The sequence below is a fragment of the Xylella fastidiosa genome, from assembly GCF_011801475.1.
Classification (GTDB): Bacteria; Pseudomonadota; Gammaproteobacteria; order Xanthomonadales; family Xanthomonadaceae; genus Xylella; species Xylella fastidiosa.
In genome coordinates this window covers 2,405,801-2,422,863 of record NZ_CP044352.1, presented here as the reverse complement: position 1 = coordinate 2,422,863, position 17,063 = coordinate 2,405,801, and the positions used below count along the sequence as shown (strand labels likewise).

Genomic DNA, 17,063 nt, shown 5'->3' with positions numbered 1-17,063 from the left:
TTACGGTCCGGTTGCTCCCGATGCTCGTGCCGATTCGCATCCTTACAGTTCCATTGTTGTTTTTTATCGTGTTTCCCGCAGTTGCTGCTCGCGCGGCTTTTGGCGATCCGGCGACTCAGGTGAGTCCTTGGTTGGGGCCCGTTTTGGTGGCCGAGTTTGAATTGCAATCTGGGCAGCTGAGCAATGCGGCGAGATGGTATTTGCAGGCTGCACGTTTTCAGCCTGGGAATGTCGGTCTCGTTGAGCGTGCCGCTCGCATTGCGATGTTGGCGGGTGATGATGTCGGTGCGGAGCGTGCTTTAGCGATCTGGGGTGTCCGCGCGCCTAAGTCGTTGTCAATGCGTGAGGTCGAAGTATCACTCGCTATGCGTCGCCAGCAGGTCAATATGGCGCGCCATGGGCTTACCGGGTTGCTGCGTAATCCTGATCCCCGTAGTTGGCGTTATGCGTTGATTGCACTCAACAATGGCGGCCGTGATCCGCAGCTGTCGGTTAGGTTGATGGAGGAGTTGGTTCGCCGCGGTGATATCCCTAATCGGATTGAGGTCTGGCAGGAGTTTGGTCGTTTGGCGTTGCGTTTGGAGCAGCCGATATTGGTGAAGCACATCATCGACCAGTTGATGCTGCGCTTTCCTAAGGATCCACGTGTGGCGTTGTTGCAGGCTGCTCAGTTGCAGCAGGCGGGTAAGCGTAAGCAGGCTCTTTCTAAGCTAAAGGAGGTTGAGCGGCGTGCGGTAGCTGATGTGGATCTGCGTGGGGCATTAGCTTTGACTTATGAAGGCATGGGTGAAGGTAAGGCTGCTGCACGGGTGCTTGCCACTGGTCCGCAGGATGTTCAAACCTATGGTTTGCGTGCTTCGTTGCTAGCTCGCCAGCAGGAGAGGCAGGCGTTGATTGCTTTGTATGAGGAGTTGAGTGGTGGGAGCGGGACGCATGAGCCGGAGAAGCGTCTTCTGTTAGGTAAGATTGCTGAGTTTCTGATGCGTTACGAGGATGCGCTTTCTTGGTATCACGGGGTGTTGGATGGGGAGCTGCGTGGTGAGGCGGTGTTGCGTGCGGTCAGCGTGTTATTTGAGTTGAAGCGCTATGATGAGGCGTTCGATGAGGTGCATCGCTTGCAGGGGGATGCTGCGATTGATGATGAGCAGCGTCGCGATGCTTATTTGGTTGAGGCTGAGTTAAAACAGCGCTTGGGTGACTCTGCAGGTGAGTTGAACGCTTTTGCGCGTGGATTGGATGAGTTTCCTAACGACAGTGAGCTTCTTTATGTGCGTGCGCTGGCTTGGGAGCGTCGTGATGACATCGTTCAGGCTGAGGCCGATTTGCGTAAGTTGCTGGTTGCCGATCCGGGCAATGTGGTCGCGTTGAATGCGCTTGGTTATACCTTGGCCAACCATACGATCCGCTACAAGGAGGCGTTGGCGTTGATTGATCGTGCCCGTGCGGCTGAGCCTGATAATCCTTCGATTATCGATAGTTACGGTTGGGTCATTTATCGACTGGGACGGGTTAAGGAGGCTTTGGTGGAGCTTAAGCGTGCTTGGTCTTTAGCTAAGGAGCCAGAGATTGCTGTGCATGTCGGTGAGGTGCTGTGGGCGGATGGTCAGCGCGAGGAGGCACGGTACTATTTTGAGGAAGCGCGTAAATTGGATCCGGATAATTTGGTGTTGCGCCATGTACTGGAAAAGTTTGGGTTATGAAGGTGTATTTGCATGATGTGAATAGGGGCTTGGGTGTGTTCTTGTTGGCAGTCTCTTTTTTGTTGCCTGGGTGTAGCAGCAGTGGTGGCCGGCGTGCGTCGGTGCCCGTCACGGTGGATGCCACTGCGCAGGTAGTTGAGCAGGCTCGCCAAACGTGGTTGCAGGAGCATCCTAACTGGAGTTTTTACGGACGTGCGGCGATCAGGCAGGGGAGTGATGGTGGGAGTGTCCGGGTGGAGTGGGAGCAGCATGGTCGCGGTTACCGCATTGTGTTAAGTGCTCCAATGAGTCGTCAGAGTTGGGTGTTGAGCGGAAGTAGTAGCGGTCCGGCTCGTCTTGAGGGTGTGGGTGGGTGGGTGCGTGTTGGCGAAGTTGCCGAACAGGTGTTGTTCGAGGCGACTGGTTGGCAAGTTCCGATGGGGTTATTGCCTGATTGGGTACGAGGTCGCAATAGTGATAGTGGGGGTGGGGATGTGCAGTTAGATGCGGAGGGACGTCCTCACCGTGTGTATCAGGGGGGGTGGCAGTTGAGGTTTCTGGATTGGTTTCCGTCTTCCGTGGGGCGTCCGATGTTGCCGCGGCAAATTGAGGCTAGTCGCGGTTCGGCTAGGATACGTTTGATTGTTGATCAATGGGACGAGTTGATCCCGTGAGTGTCGTCATTGATGACGGTGTGGGCTGGTCGGCGTGGCCGGCACCTGCCAAGTTGAATTTATTTTTGCAAATTACCGGGCGACGTGTTGATGGTTACCATGAATTGCAGACTGTTTTTCGTCTGCTTGATTGGGGTGATACGATCCATCTGCGGGTGCGTGAAGATGGTCAGATTCATCGCATTGGTGAGTCAGTGACTGGGGTTGTTGAGGCTGACGACTTGGTGGTGCGTGCGGCTTATTTGCTAAAACATGCGACTAATGTCTATTTAGGGGCAGATATCTTTGTTGAAAAGCGAATCCCAGTTGGTGGCGGCTTTGGCGGTGGGTCCTCTGATGCGGCGACTGTGCTTCTTGTGTTGAATGCATTGTGGCACACCAGGCTTGACGTTGCGGTTTTGGCGGCTTTGGGGTTACGTTTGGGGGCCGATGTGCCGGTATTTGTACATGGGTGTAATGCGTGGGCTGAGGGTGTCGGTGAGTGCTTAACACCGATGATTCTGCCTGGAGCGGCCTACCTGCTATTGGATCCAGGGGTGTGTGTGCCGACACGGGAGCTGTTCCTTGATCCGGATTTGACGCGCGATGCGTCCCCCGCGACAATAGGCGACTTCATTGCTGGTACTGCGTTTGGTAATGCATTCGAGCCGGTTCTGAGACGCCGCGAGTCTGCGGTTGCGGGTGCTCTTGATGTGCTCTCAGAGGTTGGTTTTGCAAGGGTGACTGGCTCTGGCAGCGGTTGCTTTGTGGAATTCAGTACGCGCGATGAGGCTGAGTGTGCTTTGGAGCGGCTGCCGTACGGGTTGTGTGCTTGGGTTGCTGATGGCGCTTCCCGTTCTCCGCTGCTTGATGTACTGAAAACAATGGAATTTTGATGCAGGGGCGTCGCCAAGAGGACTAAGGCACCGGGTTTTGATCCCGGCATTCGTAGGTTCGAATCCTACCGCCCCTGCCAGTTTTTTTATGGTTTTCAAGTTCATGTGTTCCCGTTTGGAGGGGGCAGGGCGCTTGGGTTTGTAGTGTTCCTGGTAATTCGGTTTTACTCTCTTAACCTTACTCTTCGTTGCTGCCTGATAGATGCCTACCATTCAAGACGAACGCAATTTGATGGTCTTTTCGGGCAATGCCAATAAACCACTGACTCAAAGTATTTGTAAGGAGTTAGGGGTGCGTATGGGTAAATCGTTAGTGTCGCGTTTTTCCGATGGAGAGGAGCAGGTCGAAATTGAGGAAAGTGTGCGTCGTCAGGAAGTATTTGTGGTGCAGCCGACCTGTGCGCCAAGTGCTGAAAATTTGATGGAACTGTTGGTTATCATTGATGCGCTCAAGCGTGCCAGTGTTTCTAGTGTCACTGCCGTGATTCCGTACTTCGGTTATTCGCGTCAGGATCGCCGAATGCGTTCTTTGCGTGTACCGATTACCGCAAAGGTTGCGGCAAAAATGATCAGTGCGATTGGTGCTGATCGTGTGTTGACCATTGATTTGCACGCTGATCAAATCCAGGGTTTTTTTGATGTGCCGGTAGATAACGTTTATGCTTCGCCGCTGTTACTGGCTGATATTTGGCGTGCTTATGGCACTGACAATATAATTGTGGTTTCCCCGGATGTGGGGGGGTGGTCAGAGCCCGTGCCATGGCTAAGCGTTTAGGCGATACCGATCTGGCAATCATTGATAAGCGCCGTCCTCGTGCCAATGTTGCTACGGTAATGAATATTATCGGGGAGGTTAACGGTAAGACCTGTGTACTGGTCGATGATTTAGTGGATACTGCCGGTACTTTGTGTGCGGCGGCCGTAGCACTTAAGCAAAATGGTGCTACTAAGGTTGTTGCTTATATCACGCATCCGGTGCTGTCCGGCCCTGCTATGGACAATATTAATAACTCTGAGCTTGACGAGCTTGTGGTGACGGATACCATTCCTTTGTCTGATGCCGCTCGGGAATGCCGAAAAATTCGCCAGCTTAGTGTGGCTGAGTTGCTTGCTGAGACTATTCGGCGTATTGCTTTTGGTGAATCAGTCAGTTCACTGTATGTGGATTGATTGCATGGCCCATCGGGCTGTTTTTAAAAACGACTCTTTTGGTCGCGAGAGGGTCGCCTTCTATCGCTGCGAGGCGGTTTCTCAACTTTTATAAGGTAGTAAAATAATATGGCAAATCATCAAATTAAAGCGCAGCGCCGTAAAGACGAGGGGAAGGGTGCGAGCCGCCGCCTGCGTCATGCTGGCATGATTCCAGCCATTATTTATGGCGGTGAGCAGCGTCCAGTGAGTATCCAACTCAATCATGAGCAGATTTGGCTTGCTCAACAGAACGAGTGGTTCTATTCCTCTATTCTCGATCTGAATGTCGATGGGGCGGGGGCCGAGAAGGTTCTGCTGCGTGATTTACAGCGCCATCCTTATCGTCAGTTGGTTATGCATGTTGACTTTCAGCGCGTTAGTTCGGATGCCAAGCTGAGTGTTGCTGTGCCGTTGCATTTCATCAATCAGGCTACTTCACCTGCCGGCAAGGTTGGTGGTGTGGTGATTACCCACGAATTGAATGAGGTGCAGGTATCGTGTTTACCGAAAGATTTGCCCGAGTTCATTGAGGTTGATTTGTCCACCTTGAATGTCGGTCACGTAATTCACCTGTCTGATATTACGTTCCCAATCGGTGTTGAGTTGTCGACTCGGTTGGATAAGGAGCACGATATGGCCGTAGTCATTGCTAAGCATGCAGTGATTGAGGATGACGCTCCTGCAGAAGAAGGGGAGGGTGACTCCAAGTAATGTGCTGCATTCCTTGCATCCTAAATGGCGGGGTAATTCAGTAACAATGTTCATATGTTAGGGCTGCGTTTGATAGTTGGGCTCGGCAATCCGGGTAGTGAGTACATCAAAACCAGGCACAATGCTGGGTTTCGCTTTGTCGATGGTTTAGTTCAGCGTGAGGGGCAGTGCTGGGCGTTGGAGTCTAAGTTGTTTGCTTACGTTGCTCGTGTGTTTATCGCTGGGCAATGGGTATGGTTACTACGCCCAGTCACTTTTATGAATTTGAGCGGCAAGTCGATTTGTGCCGGTTTGAATTTTTGGAAAATTAAACCGGAGCAAATGTTGGTTGCTCACGATGAGTTGGATTTTCCACCAGGGGCTGTGCGCTTGAAGTTTGATGGTGGTCATGGTGGTCAGAATGGGTTGCGTGATATTACCAAGTTGCTTGGTCACGGACGTTTTCATCGTCTGCGTGTAGGTATTGGTCATCCTGGCCATAAAGACCGTGTGGTGAGTTGGGTGCTAGGTTGTCCAACGTGCGATGAAAATATTGCTATTGATGCTGCTTTGGAACGAGCCAGTGTAGTGTTGCCTTTAGCGGTTGCTGGTGACTTTGATGGGGCGATGAAAAAGCTACATACGGTAGTGTGATGGGAAATCTATATGGGTATTAAATGCGGTATCGTTGGGTTGCCTAATGTTGGTAAGTCGACTTTGTTCAATGCGTTGACTAAAGCTGGTATCGCTGCCGCTAACTTCCCATTCTGTACAATTGAGCCTAACGTAGGTGTCGTGTCTGTTCCTGATCCTCGTCTTAATCAATTGGCCGAAATCGTCAAGCCTCAGAAGTTACTGCCGACGGTGATTGAGTTCGTTGATATTGCAGGTTTGGTTGCTGGTGCGGCTAGTGGTGAAGGGTTAGGCAATAAGTTTTTAGCGCATATTCGCGAGGTTGATGCGATCGCTCATGTAGTTCGTTGTTTCGAACATGGTGAAATTATTCATGTTGCCGGTAAGGTTGATCCTCTGGCTGACATTGAAATCATTGATACGGAATTGATACTGGCCGATCTCGACACTGTCGAGAAGGCGTGCAACCGTATCATGCGTGCTGCCAAAGGGGGGGGGGGAGGCGATTGCCCGCAAGTCTGTGCTTGAGAGATTGCAGGTTGCGCTTAATGAAGGCAAATCTGCTCGCTCTGCTGGTTTGGATGAGGATGAACGTGCTTTAGTCCGCGATTTGTTCTTGCTGACGCTCAAGCCGGTGATGTATATCGCTAATGTGCTTGAAAATGGGTTTCAGGATAATGTTTATCTTGAGGCTTTACGTGTCCGTGCTTCCTCTGATAATGCTCAGTTAGTGCCGATTTCTGCAGTGATCGAAGAGGAGCTGGCTCAGCTTGAGGATGTGGATCGCGATGCATTTTTGGTTGACCTTGGTCTGGAGGAGCCGGGGTTGAATCGAGTAGTTCGTGCTGCTTATGCGTTGCTAGGTTTGCAGACTTACTTTACTGCGGGTGTGAAGGAAGTGCGTGCTTGGACTGTGAAGTCTGGTGCCACCGCGCCGCAGGCCGCTGCGGTGATTCATACGGATTTTGAAAAGGGATTTATCCGTGCCGAAACGATTGCTTTCGATGACTTCATTAAATATAAAGGCGAAGCAGGCGCGCGTGATGCTGGGCGTATGCGTTTGGAGGGCAAGGAGTATCGGGTTCAGGAAGGAGATGTGTTGCATTTTCGCTTTAACGTATGATTCTGTTGCTGCCTAAATGCATTTTTGCCGTATATTTTTTCGATGGTAAGTTTGTTGTAAAGCAGGCTTCTGAATTGGTTGTGTAGTGGAGTTTTTGTTGACGTGGGTTTTATTTAGTGCGATAATGAATGGCTTTTCAATCGCTCGAAATGAAATAATTTCCTGGTTGCTTGTGGTTGTGAAAATCAGGAGGGATACCCAAGCGGCCAACGGGGGCAGACTGTAAATCTGCTGGCTTGCGCCTTCGGTGGTTCGAATCCACCTCCCTCCACCATTTTCATTGTCTGCATGTGGCTGGTAGCTAGGTGCGGGAGTAGTTCAAAGGTAGAACCTCAGCCTTCCAAGCTGATGGTGCGGGTTCGATTCCCGTCTCCCGCTCCATTGAATTTAATGATTTTAGAGCGTGGCATAATTCGAAGCTGTGCTCACGTAGCTCAGTCGGTAGAGCACCTCCTTGGTAAGGAGGAGGTCGATGGTTCGATTCCATTCGTGAGCACCATAGGTTTTATTTAAAGATTTTAACGAATATTGAGAACAGATACTCATGGCTCAGGATAAGTTCAAACGCACTAAGTTGCACGTAAATGTTGGTACGATTGGTCACGTTGACCATGGCAAGACTACACTGACTGCGGCGCTGACCAAGGTGGGTGCTGAGCGTTTTGGTGGCGAGTTTAAGGCATACGATGCGATTGACGCGGCACCTGAAGAGAAGGCGCGCGGGATTACTATTTCTACGGCGCACGTCGAGTATGAAACTGAAGTCCGCCACTATGCCCATGTGGACTGTCCTGGTCATGCTGATTATGTGAAAAACATGATTACAGGTGCGGCGCAGATGGATGGTGCGATTTTAGTATGTTCTGCTGCTGATGGTCCGATGCCTCAGACTCGTGAACACATTTTGTTGGCTCGCCAGGTGGGTGTGCCTTACATTGTTGTGTTCTTGAATAAGGCTGACATGGTGGATGATGCTGAGTTGCTTGAGCTTGTGGAGATGGAAGTTCGTGAGTTGTTGAGCAAGTATGATTTTCCTGGTGATGACACTCCTATTGTGAGAGGTTCCGCGTTGAAGGCGCTGGAGGGTGATCAGTCTGAGATTGGTGTACCGGCGATTATTCGACTGGCGGAAGCATTAGATACCCACATTCCGAATCCGGAGCGTGCGATTGATCGTCCGTTTTTGATGCCTGTGGAAGATGTGTTTTCGATTTCTGGTCGTGGCACTGTGGTGACAGGTCGTATTGAATGTGGTGTGATTAAGGTTGGCGATGAGGTGGAAATAGTTGGCATTCGTCCGACGTCGAAGACGATTGTTACGGGTGTTGAGATGTTCCGTAAGTTATTGGATCAAGGTCAGGCTGGTGACAACGCGGGTCTATTGTTGCGCGGTACGAAGCGTGATGAAGTGGAGCGTGGTCAGGTGTTGGCGAAGCCTGGTTGTATAAAGGCGCATAAAGAATTTGAGGCTGAGGTGTATGTGCTTTCGAAAGAGGAGGGTGGTCGTCATACTCCGTTTTTCAATGGATACACTCCGCAGTTTTATATGCGTACAACAGACATTACCGGTAAGGTCTGTTTACCTGAGGGTGTAGAGATGGTGATGCCTGGTGATAATGTGAAGGTGACGGTATCTCTGATTAATCCTGTGGCGATGGGTGAGGGTCAGCGCTTTGCGATCCGTGAAGGTGGGCGGACAGTGGGTGCTGGCGTTGTTTCGAAGGTTATTGGTTAACTAGAGTGCTTTGTAGTCCGGCGGTCTTAGCTCGTTGGATTTTTTCAAACGGCGGACCGATTTAATCTCGGTTCGCCGTTGTTATTTCAAAAATTGTAGTGCGAGTGAGTCTCAAGCGTCAGTAGCTCAATTGGCAGAGCAGCGGTCTCCAAAACCGCAGGTTGGGGGTTCGAGTCCCTCCTGGCGCGCCACTTTCTTCCTGGTTTGTGACTTGGCTCAAATCGGTAAATTAAATCCTGATGAAAACAAAAATCGAACCTATTAAAAGCACCGTTCTTAGCGGAGATATTTTCAAATACTTCATTGCTAGTTTGCTATTGGTGTTAGGGGTGTTTGTATGGTTTTTGTTTAGTAGAGCTGTGGATTTTCTTATGCTAGGTTCTTGGGGTCCACAGTTGCGTGGTTTGGTTGTTATTCTCGTTTTCGTCGCTGCTGTATCGGTGCTTATGACTACAGCAAGGGGCCGTGAATTTCGTGGGTTCTTGTTTGAGTCCCGTTTTGAGTTGCGTAAGGTGGTCTGGCCTACTCGTCACGAGGCTATTCGTATCACTTGGGTTGTAATTGTCATGATTACTATACTAAGTTTGTTGTTGGGTGGCTTTGATTTCGTGATACAGAAGCTCACGCAGTGGTTCCTATCGCGTTGAGGAGGATTAAACTGTGAAGCGCTGGTATGTTGTTCATGCCTATTCAGGTTTTGAGAAGTCAGTTGCGCAGGCGTTGCGTGATCGTATTTCTCGTATTGAGATTCAAGATCGTTTTGGTGATGTGTTGGTTCCTGCCGAAGAAGTTGTGGAAATGCGTTCCGGTCAGAAGCGCCGTTCTGAACACAAATTTTTCCCTGGCTATGTGTTGATTCAGATCGAAACTTATTATGAGGGTGGTGTGCCCCGAATCGATAATGAATGTTGGCATTTGGTTAAGGAGACCCCGAAGGTAATGGGCTTTATAGGTGGTACTGCTGATCGCCCGTTGCCGATCAGTAGTGATGAGGCTGATGTTATCTTGCGTCGTGTTCAGGATGGGGCTGAAAAACCACGTCCTAAAGTTTTATTTGAGCCAGGGCAGATGGTTCGAGTTATAGATGGCCCCTTTAATGATTTTGATGGGCTCGTAGAGGAAGTTAACTATGAAAAGAATCGTCTGCGTGTGGCGGTACTGATTTTTGGTCGTCCTACACCTGTTGACCTTGACTTTGGTCAGGTTCAAAAAAGCTGAGTTTTTCTATTTTTTATTCAGTGAAAAATATAAAAGGTTTGCTATACTCGGTATTATAAGACCTGTTAGGGCTGCCTTTTTTGCGGCTTCAAATAGTCTTTAATTAGTAAGTTTAAATGCGTGATGTCGGGACGCGTGCTTTTCTCGATATGATGGGGAGCCTGTTTCTAGAGCGCTATTACCCGGAGATATTTCAGGTGGCAAAGAAAGTTACTGCTTACATTAAGCTTCAGGTGAAGGCCGGTCAGGCGTCTCCTTCACCTCCCGTTGGTCCCGCTTTGGGGCAGCGTGGTTTGAATATTATGGATTTTTGTAAGGCTTTTAATGCTGGAACTCAAAAGATTGAGCAGGGTTTGCCGATTCCGGTAGTAATTACTGCTTACTCGGACCGCACTTTCACCTTTATTACAAAAAGCCCTCCAGCGTCGATTTTGTTGAAGAAAATTGTCGGTATACAATCCGGTTCCAAGCGTCCCAACACAGAGAAGGTGGGCAAAGTCACTCGCAAGCAGCTTGAGGATATTGCTAAGACTAAGGAGCTCGATATGACTGCTGCTGATTTAGATGCTGCTGTACGTACGATTGCAGGTTCGGCTCGCAGTATGGGTTTGGTGGTGGAGGGTTGAACTTATGGTGCAGACAAAGCGTCAAAAAGCTATTGATATCGCTGTTGTCCCTGGTAAGGCGTATGGGATTGATGAAGCGATTAAGATTCTAAAAACGGCCACTAAGGCCAAGTTTATTGAATCAGTGGATGTTGCCATACGTTTAGGTGTGGATGTGAAAAAGTCGGATCAACAGGTCCGAGGCTCGACTTTGTTGCCCGCTGGAACTGGTAGGGATGTACGTGTCGCTGTGTTTGTTCCATCTGGCGCTAAAGCTGAGGATGCTTTAGCTGCTGGTGCTGATGCGGTCGGTATGGATGATTTGGCTGAGAAGATGCAGGCGGGTGATCTAAATTACGACGTCGTGATTGCTACTCCGGATGCGATGCGTGTTGTTGGTAAGTTGGGTACTTTGCTTGGGCCTCGTGGTCTTATGCCTAATCCGAAAGTTGGTACGGTATCTCAAAATCCTGGTGAAGCTGTTAAGAATGCTAAATCTGGCCAAGTTCGTTATCGTGCTGACAAGGCTGGTATCATTCATTGTGTGATTGGTAAGGTGAATTTTGACGATGAAGCATTGAAGTTAAACTTACAAGCATTGTTAGTTGACTTAATTAAAATCAAACCAACTGCTTCTAAAGGTACTTATTTGCAAAAAGTGTCATTGAGTTCCACTATGGGTCCAGGCGTAATGATTGACCAATCTACTTTATCTCTTAAGTAATTTTGGTGTGGTCGAATTAATGCTTCTGGGGTGCTTCATTAATATAATTTTTATGGCCGATTTTCCCGGCTTTTGGTCCACCACTATAAAGGTGTAGGGCCTTTTGGAGGCGGTCGTGGGTGTTTAACTCTCGATAGCCATCAAAGATCGTAGGTGGGTTCTGCGATGACTTTTGTGATTCTTGCTTAAGTCTGTAGAACGCTTAATTTTTATTTAAGGGAAAGCCTACGTAGATGGTGTCGCTCTTCTGGACTTTTCTGGTTCATGAAGCTCTGGGGCGTTCCCGAGTTGTGCTAGTTCCAGGTCTAGAACAGCCACTCAATCTTGAACGTGATTATGTCTCGGTTTCCATGAGGGAAGCTGCCCGAAACCGTAATCGGCAGGAGCTGTGAGCGGGTTATTTGAAGCAGAGCAACGGGAGTGGGGTCCTTTCGAAATGTATATGCGATTTTTTCACTATAACTTAGCCATTTTTGTTTTCCCATCTTTAATGGAGTGGGCCAATGGCTCTTAATGTTTTTCAGAAACAGGAAGTTGTTAAAGAGTTGGCAGGAGTTGCTACTAAAGCTCACTCGTTGATTGTCGCTGAATATGCTGGCATCACTGTTCCTCAGATGACTGCGATGCGTAAGCAGGCTCGAGAGAGTGGTGTGTATCTCAAAGTTGTTAAGAATAAGTTGGCAGCGCGTGCCCTTGGAGATACCGAATACGCCGTTATTAAGGAAAAGTTAATTGGCCCTCTCCTGTATGCCTTTTCCCTGGAGGATCCAGGTGCTGCGGGTCGTCTAATTAAGGAGTTTTCTAAAAAACATGACAAGCTCAAGTCGAAAGCAGTATCCCTTGGTGGTGTGTTGTATCCGGCTGGTCATGTCGATGTGCTTGCATCATTGCCAACGCGATTGCAGGCTCTGGCTATGCTAGCTCGTGTTTTATCCGAGCCGGTCACATTGTTCGCACGTGCTATTAAAGCTATGGCTGATGACAAAAGTGAAACTTTTGCTGTGTCATCGCCTGAAACCAGTGAAGCGTGATGCGTTAAAGACTCGCTAGAAAATCCATCTCAGAAACTATCTAAAGGTAATTATCATGTCCCTCACCAACGAGAAGATTGTCGAAGCTATTGCCGAGAAATCCATAATGGAAGTTATGGAGCTTGTTAAGGCTATTGAAGATAGGTTTGGCGTTTCTGCTGCTGCTCCTGTTATGGTTTCTGGTTCAGCTGCTGCTGCTGCTCCGGTAGAAGAGCAGACTGAATTTACCGTCACTCTGAAAGAAGCTGGAGCTAAGAAAGTTGAAGTGATCAAAGCCGTTCGTGCTGTCACTGGTTTGGGGCTTAAAGAAGCCAAGGATCTTACTGAAGCGGGCGGTATATTGAAAGAAGCTGTCTCAAAGGAAGAGGCTGAGAAAGTTAAAAAAGAGCTTGAGGCTGCTGGTGCAACTGTAGAGGTCAAGTAAACGGTTATCTTGCATTGTCCGACATCTCGTAGTGATTCATTGAAGGCTGGGACGGCCCCCAGCCTTTTATCCCTTACAAAAAACGCTGTTATCTGGATGTTCGGAAATTCAAAATTCAATTTATGGTTTCTTGGTAGTTGAAAGTAATGGGGAAAGACGCGCTGGTGTCTAATACCCGTGTTTTCAACTGGTAACTCGTTACGTTAGAGCCGCGGACGCGCGGCCTGTACACCCTAAAGGTGAAAGATCTTATGACATCCTATTCGTTCACCGAAAAGAAGCGTATCCGCAAGGATTTCGGCAAGCATCGTTCGATCCTCAAGGTGCCGTTTTTGTTAGCTATCCAGGTGGACTCTTATCGTGCATTCCTTCAAGGAGATGTGGAGTCCAGCCAACGTAAAGACATTGGTTTACATGGGGCACTGAAATCAGTATTTCCTATTGTCAGTTACAGCGGTAATGCTGCTTTGGAATATGTCGGTTACAAACTTGGTGAGCCGATGTTCGATGAACGTGAATGCCGGCAGCGTGGTATGAGTTATGGTGCGCCGTTGCGCGTGACCGTTCGTTTAGTCATTTATGATCGTGAGTCATCGACAAAAGCAGTTAAGTACATTAAGGAACAGGAAGTATATCTTGGTGAAATCCCGTTGATGACTGAAAACGGTACCTTCATTGTGAATGGTACCGAGCGAGTCATTGTTTCGCAGTTGCATCGTTCCCCAGGTGTCTTTTTTGACCACGATCGTGGCAAGACACACAGTTCGGGTAAATTGCTTTATAGCGCTCGTATCATTCCTTGTCGAGGTTCATGGTTGGACTTCGAATTCGACCCAAAAGATGCGCTATTTACCCGTATTGACCGTCGCCGTAAGTTGCCGGTATCCATTTTGTTGCGTGCACTCGGTTATTCTAACGAGGAAATACTTGGCGAATTTTTTGAAATTAATACGTTTCATATTAATCCTGATGAAGGGGTGCAGCTTGAGTTGGTTCCCGAGCGGCTACGTGGTGAGATATTAAGTTTCAATCTGACTGACGGTGGCAGCGTGATTGTTGAAGCCGGTAAGCGCATCACTGCGCGTCATGTGAAGCAGTTGGAGGCTTCGGGTATTTCCGCATTAGCTGTGCCGGATGAGTATCTAATTGGCCGTATTTTATCCCATGACGTGATTGATGCGACGACTGGTGAATTGTTAGCCAGTGCCAACAGTGAGGTGAATGAGGATCGCATAATTGCTTTTCGCAAGGCTGGTATCGAGTCGGTCGGAACCCTTTGGGTGAACGATTTGGATCGTGGTGCTTATCTATCTAATACTTTGCGTATTGATCCGACTAGAACTCAGCTTGAGGCGCAGGTTGAAATATATCGCATGATGCGTCCAGGAGAGCCGCCAACTAAGGAGGCAGCTCAAAACTTATTTCATAATTTATTTTTTACTTTTGATCGTTACGACTTATCAATGGTTGGTCGCATGAAGTTTAATCGCCGTGTTGGCCGTAAAGAAGTCGCTGGCGAGCCTGTTCTTTACGATAAAAAGTATTTTTCAGATCGTAATGATGAAGAATCCAGGCGCTTAGTTTCTAAGCTGGGCGAAACTTCCGATATCCTTGATGTGATTAAAGGTTTGTGTGAGATTCGTAATGGTCGTGGTGTTGTCGATGATATTGATCATCTGGGTAACCGTCGGGTGCGTTCTGTCGGTGAGATGGCAGAAAATGTCTTCCGTGTTGGGCTTGTCCGTGTCGAACGTGCTGTCAAAGAACGTTTGTCAATGGCCGAATCCGAGGGGCTTACGCCTCAAGAGTTGATCAATGCTAAACCGGTTGCTGCCGCGATTAAGGAATTCTTCGGTTCCTCCCAATTGTCCCAGTTCATGGATCAGAATAATCCTTTGTCGGAAGTGACTCATAAGCGTCGTCTTTCGGCATTGGGTCCAGGTGGATTAACACGTGAGCGAGCTGGTTTCGAAGTGCGTGATGTTCATTTAAGTCATTATGGCTGTTTATGTACGATCGAAACCCCTGAAGGTCCCAATATTGGCCTAATCAATTCACTGGCCGTGTTTGCTCGTACCAACCAATATGGCTTCCTTGAGACACCGTATCGCAAGGTTGTGGAAGGTCGTGTTACCGATGAAGTTGAGTACTTGTCGGCGATTGAGGAAAATCAGTATGTTATTGCACAGGCGAACACGCTGACTGATGATAATGGGCAATTAACCGAGTCATTTGTGCCATGTCGTTTTCAGGGGGAGTCGCTCTTGAAGCCCCCATCTTATGTTCATTACATGGATGTTTCGCCGATGCAGACAGTGTCAGTTGCTGCTGCTTTGGTGCCATTCTTGGAGCATGATGACGCGAATCGCGCATTAATGGGTGCGAACATGCAGCGCCAAGCTGTGCCCACCTTGCGTGCTCAGAAACCGTTGGTTGGTACTGGTATTGAGCGTACAGTGGCGCGTGACTCGGGTGTGACTGTGAATGCGCGCCGTGGAGGTGTGATTGATCAGGTCGATGCTGGCCGTATCGTGGTTAAAGTCAACGAAAGTGAGATTATTGGTGCCACCGATGCTGGTGTTGATATATATGGATTGATCAAATATACACGCTCAAATCAGAATACATGTATCAATCAGCGCCCCCTTGTGAATGTTGGCGACATAGTTGCTAGTGGTGACGTACTGGCCGATGGCCCATCGACTGACATTGGCGAATTGGCTCTTGGGCAAAACATGCTGATCGCTTTTATGCCTTGGAATGGCTACAACTTCGAAGATTCAATTTTGCTTTCTGAACGCGTTGTTGAAGAGGATCGCTACACTACAATTCACATTGAGGAGCTGACTTGTATTGCGCGCGATACCAAGTTGGGATCAGAGGAAATTTCAGCTGACATCCCTAACGTCTCTGAGCAGGCATTAAATCGTCTAGATGAGTCAGGTGTGGTGTACATCGGTGCTGAGGTGCGCGCTGGCGATATTTTGGTTGGTAAAGTCACGCCGAAGGGAGAAAGTCAGTTAACTCCAGAAGAAAAGTTGCTGCGTGCCATCTTTGGTGAAAAAGCTTCGGATGTGAAGGATAGTTCGCTTCGTGTACCTCCGGGCATGGATGGTACTGTAATTGATGTCCAGGTGTTCACCCGTGATGGTATTGAGAAGGACAAGCGTGCGCACCAGATCGAAGAGTATGAAATCAAGCGTGTCAAAAAGGATTTTGATGATCAATTTCGTATTCTAGAAGGTGCTATTTATGCTCGTTTGCGTTCTCAGATTGTAGGTAAGGTGGTTAACTCCGGTGTTGATATTAAAAAGGGTGAGGTCATCACTGATCCTTATCTTGATGGTTTGAAGAAGAGTGACTGGTTTGCATTGCGTATGAAGGATGAGGTTGCTGTTGAGGCAATCGATAGGGCGCAGAAACAGATACAGGCGTACCAGAAAGAGTTCGATCAGCGTTTTTCTGACAAGCGTAGCAAAATCACTCAGGGGGACGACTTGGCTCCGGGTGTATTGAAAATGGTCAAGGTGTTTTTGGCTGTAAAGCGTTGTATTCAGTGTGGCGATAAGATGGCCGGACGTCATGGTAATAAAGGTGTGATTTCCAACGTTGTTCCCGTTGAAGACATGCCATTTATGGAGGATGGGACACCTGTCGATATCGTGTTAAATCCGTTGGGCGTTCCCTCTCGTATGAATATTGGCCAAATCTTAGAGGTGCATTTGGGGTGGGCAGCTAAGGGTTTGGGGCATCGAATTCAGCGTATGCTGGAGGCCAATGCTGCTATTGCGGACTTAAGAAAATTTCTTAATGAAATTTATAATCATGATAAAAGCTTGGTTGGCGAGCGTGTAGATCTGTCTCAGTTCAGTGATGACGAATTGCTGAATATGGCTAAGAATCTGACTGATGGTGTGCCGATGGCGAGCCCGGTTTTCGATGGTGCCTCTGAACAAGAGATCAAACGTATGCTGGATCTCGCGGAATTGCCGGCCGGCGGTCAGACCCAACTCTACGATGGCCATACTGGGGAACCTTTCGATCGTAAGACTACGGTCGGTTACATGCACTATTTAAAATTGAACCATTTGGTTGATGACAAGATGCACGCTCGTTCAACTGGCCCTTATTCACTGGTTACTCAGCAACCATTGGGTGGTAAGGCCCAGTTTGGAGGGCAGCGTTTTGGCGAAATGGAAGTTTGGGCCTTGGAAGCTTATGGCGCAGCTTACACTCTGCAGGAAATGTTGACTGTAAAGTCTGATGATGTTCAGGGGCGTAATCAGATGTACAAGAACATTGTTGATGGTGATCATCAGATGGTGGCAGGTATGCCTGAATCTTTTAATGTTCTCGTGAAAGAAATCCGCTCCTTAGCAATTAATATTGAGTTGGAAGATAACTAAGATGCGTTGTTATGGATTAATTCATCTGTTTGGAGATCCAGAGCTCCATTGTCCT

The 17,063-nt window shown here is 48.5% G+C and carries 13 protein-coding genes, 5 tRNA genes and 2 pseudogenes; all 20 read left to right on the top strand.

Annotated elements, in window-relative coordinates; translation table 11 throughout:
- Positions 1 to 20: 20 nt before the first annotated feature.
- Entirely contained in the window at positions 21 to 1,700 is a 1,680-nt protein-coding gene (locus tag F7G16_RS11070; RefSeq protein WP_004087399.1) for a tetratricopeptide repeat protein, read from the top strand.
- Complete coding sequence (gene lolB, locus F7G16_RS11065) at positions 1,697 to 2,353, top strand: lipoprotein insertase outer membrane protein LolB (RefSeq protein ID WP_004087398.1); 657 nt, start codon at positions 1,697 to 1,699, stop codon at positions 2,351 to 2,353. The genes F7G16_RS11070 and lolB overlap by 4 nt, the downstream gene beginning before the upstream one ends.
- A complete protein-coding gene (gene ispE / locus F7G16_RS11060) occupies positions 2,332 to 3,228 on the top strand; it encodes a 4-(cytidine 5'-diphospho)-2-C-methyl-D-erythritol kinase (protein WP_004087397.1) in 897 nt (298 codons plus the stop codon). The genes lolB and ispE overlap by 22 nt, the downstream gene beginning before the upstream one ends.
- 3 nt (positions 3,229 to 3,231) lie before the next feature.
- Positions 3,232 to 3,308, top strand: a tRNA-Gln gene (locus tag F7G16_RS11055).
- Between the two features lie 131 nt (positions 3,309 to 3,439).
- Positions 3,440 to 4,398, top strand: a pseudogene (locus tag F7G16_RS11050) (ribose-phosphate diphosphokinase).
- Positions 4,399 to 4,506: 108 nt separating this feature from the next.
- A complete protein-coding gene (locus tag F7G16_RS11045; protein ID WP_004087395.1) occupies positions 4,507 to 5,130 on the top strand; it encodes a 50S ribosomal protein L25/general stress protein Ctc in 624 nt (207 codons plus the stop codon).
- Positions 5,131 to 5,184: 54 nt separating this feature from the next.
- Positions 5,185 to 5,763 carry an aminoacyl-tRNA hydrolase gene (gene pth / locus F7G16_RS11040; protein WP_004087394.1) on the top strand — a complete coding sequence of 193 codons (579 nt, stop codon included), beginning with the start codon at positions 5,185 to 5,187 and terminating at the stop codon, positions 5,761 to 5,763.
- A 12-nt stretch (positions 5,764 to 5,775) separates the two neighbouring features.
- Positions 5,776 to 6,865 (top strand): annotated as a pseudogene (ychF, locus tag F7G16_RS11035) (redox-regulated ATPase YchF).
- Between the two features lie 188 nt (positions 6,866 to 7,053).
- A tRNA-Tyr gene (locus tag F7G16_RS11030) sits at positions 7,054 to 7,139 on the top strand.
- Positions 7,140 to 7,172: 33 nt separating this feature from the next.
- Positions 7,173 to 7,246: transfer RNA gene (locus F7G16_RS11025), tRNA-Gly, on the top strand.
- Positions 7,247 to 7,288: 42 nt separating this feature from the next.
- Positions 7,289 to 7,364, top strand: a tRNA-Thr gene (locus tag F7G16_RS11020).
- Positions 7,365 to 7,409: 45 nt separating this feature from the next.
- Entirely contained in the window at positions 7,410 to 8,600 is a 1,191-nt protein-coding gene (tuf, locus tag F7G16_RS11015) for an elongation factor Tu (RefSeq protein WP_004089480.1), read from the top strand.
- A gap of 115 nt (positions 8,601 to 8,715) precedes the next feature.
- Positions 8,716 to 8,791, top strand: a tRNA-Trp gene (locus tag F7G16_RS11010).
- A gap of 48 nt (positions 8,792 to 8,839) precedes the next feature.
- Positions 8,840 to 9,247 (top strand): preprotein translocase subunit SecE, encoded by a 408-nt coding sequence (gene secE, locus F7G16_RS11005; RefSeq protein WP_004090737.1) that lies wholly within the window; start codon positions 8,840 to 8,842, stop codon positions 9,245 to 9,247.
- Positions 9,248 to 9,260: 13 nt separating this feature from the next.
- Positions 9,261 to 9,818 carry a transcription termination/antitermination protein NusG gene (gene nusG, locus F7G16_RS11000; RefSeq protein ID WP_004090734.1) on the top strand — a complete coding sequence of 186 codons (558 nt, stop codon included), beginning with the start codon at positions 9,261 to 9,263 and terminating at the stop codon, positions 9,816 to 9,818.
- A gap of 197 nt (positions 9,819 to 10,015) precedes the next feature.
- Positions 10,016 to 10,444: a 50S ribosomal protein L11 gene (rplK, locus tag F7G16_RS10995; RefSeq protein WP_011098328.1), complete on the top strand. Its 429-nt coding sequence runs from the start codon at positions 10,016 to 10,018 to the stop codon at positions 10,442 to 10,444.
- 4 nt (positions 10,445 to 10,448) lie between these two features.
- Entirely contained in the window at positions 10,449 to 11,147 is a 699-nt protein-coding gene (gene rplA, locus F7G16_RS10990) for a 50S ribosomal protein L1 (RefSeq protein ID WP_004090730.1), read from the top strand.
- Positions 11,148 to 11,650: 503 nt separating this feature from the next.
- Positions 11,651 to 12,178 (top strand): 50S ribosomal protein L10, encoded by a 528-nt coding sequence (gene rplJ / locus F7G16_RS10985; protein ID WP_004090729.1) that lies wholly within the window; start codon positions 11,651 to 11,653, stop codon positions 12,176 to 12,178.
- Positions 12,179 to 12,233: 55 nt separating this feature from the next.
- Positions 12,234 to 12,602, top strand: coding sequence for a 50S ribosomal protein L7/L12 (gene rplL / locus F7G16_RS10980; protein WP_004090727.1), 369 nt, complete (start codon positions 12,234 to 12,236; stop codon positions 12,600 to 12,602).
- 251 nt (positions 12,603 to 12,853) lie between these two features.
- Positions 12,854 to 17,008: a DNA-directed RNA polymerase subunit beta gene (gene rpoB, locus F7G16_RS10975; protein WP_004090725.1), complete on the top strand. Its 4,155-nt coding sequence runs from the start codon at positions 12,854 to 12,856 to the stop codon at positions 17,006 to 17,008.
- The last annotated feature ends 55 nt before the right edge of the window (positions 17,009 to 17,063 follow it).

Coding starts and splice junctions, on each gene's coding strand:
- F7G16_RS11045 (WP_004087395.1), top strand. CDS start 4,507: ATGGCAAATCATCAAATTAAAGCGCAGCGCCGTAAAGACGAGGGGAAG.
- rplJ (WP_004090729.1), top strand. CDS start 11,651: ATGGCTCTTAATGTTTTTCAGAAACAGGAAGTTGTTAAAGAGTTGGCA.
- tuf (WP_004089480.1), top strand. CDS start 7,410: ATGGCTCAGGATAAGTTCAAACGCACTAAGTTGCACGTAAATGTTGGT.
- pth (WP_004087394.1), top strand. CDS start 5,185: ATGTTAGGGCTGCGTTTGATAGTTGGGCTCGGCAATCCGGGTAGTGAG.
- rplA (WP_004090730.1), top strand. CDS start 10,449: ATGGTGCAGACAAAGCGTCAAAAAGCTATTGATATCGCTGTTGTCCCT.
- ispE (WP_004087397.1), top strand. CDS start 2,332: ATGGGACGAGTTGATCCCGTGAGTGTCGTCATTGATGACGGTGTGGGC.
- lolB (WP_004087398.1), top strand. CDS start 1,697: ATGAAGGTGTATTTGCATGATGTGAATAGGGGCTTGGGTGTGTTCTTG.
- rplL (WP_004090727.1), top strand. CDS start 12,234: ATGTCCCTCACCAACGAGAAGATTGTCGAAGCTATTGCCGAGAAATCC.
- rpoB (WP_004090725.1), top strand. CDS start 12,854: ATGACATCCTATTCGTTCACCGAAAAGAAGCGTATCCGCAAGGATTTC.
- secE (WP_004090737.1), top strand. CDS start 8,840: ATGAAAACAAAAATCGAACCTATTAAAAGCACCGTTCTTAGCGGAGAT.
- F7G16_RS11070 (WP_004087399.1), top strand. CDS start 21: ATGCTCGTGCCGATTCGCATCCTTACAGTTCCATTGTTGTTTTTTATC.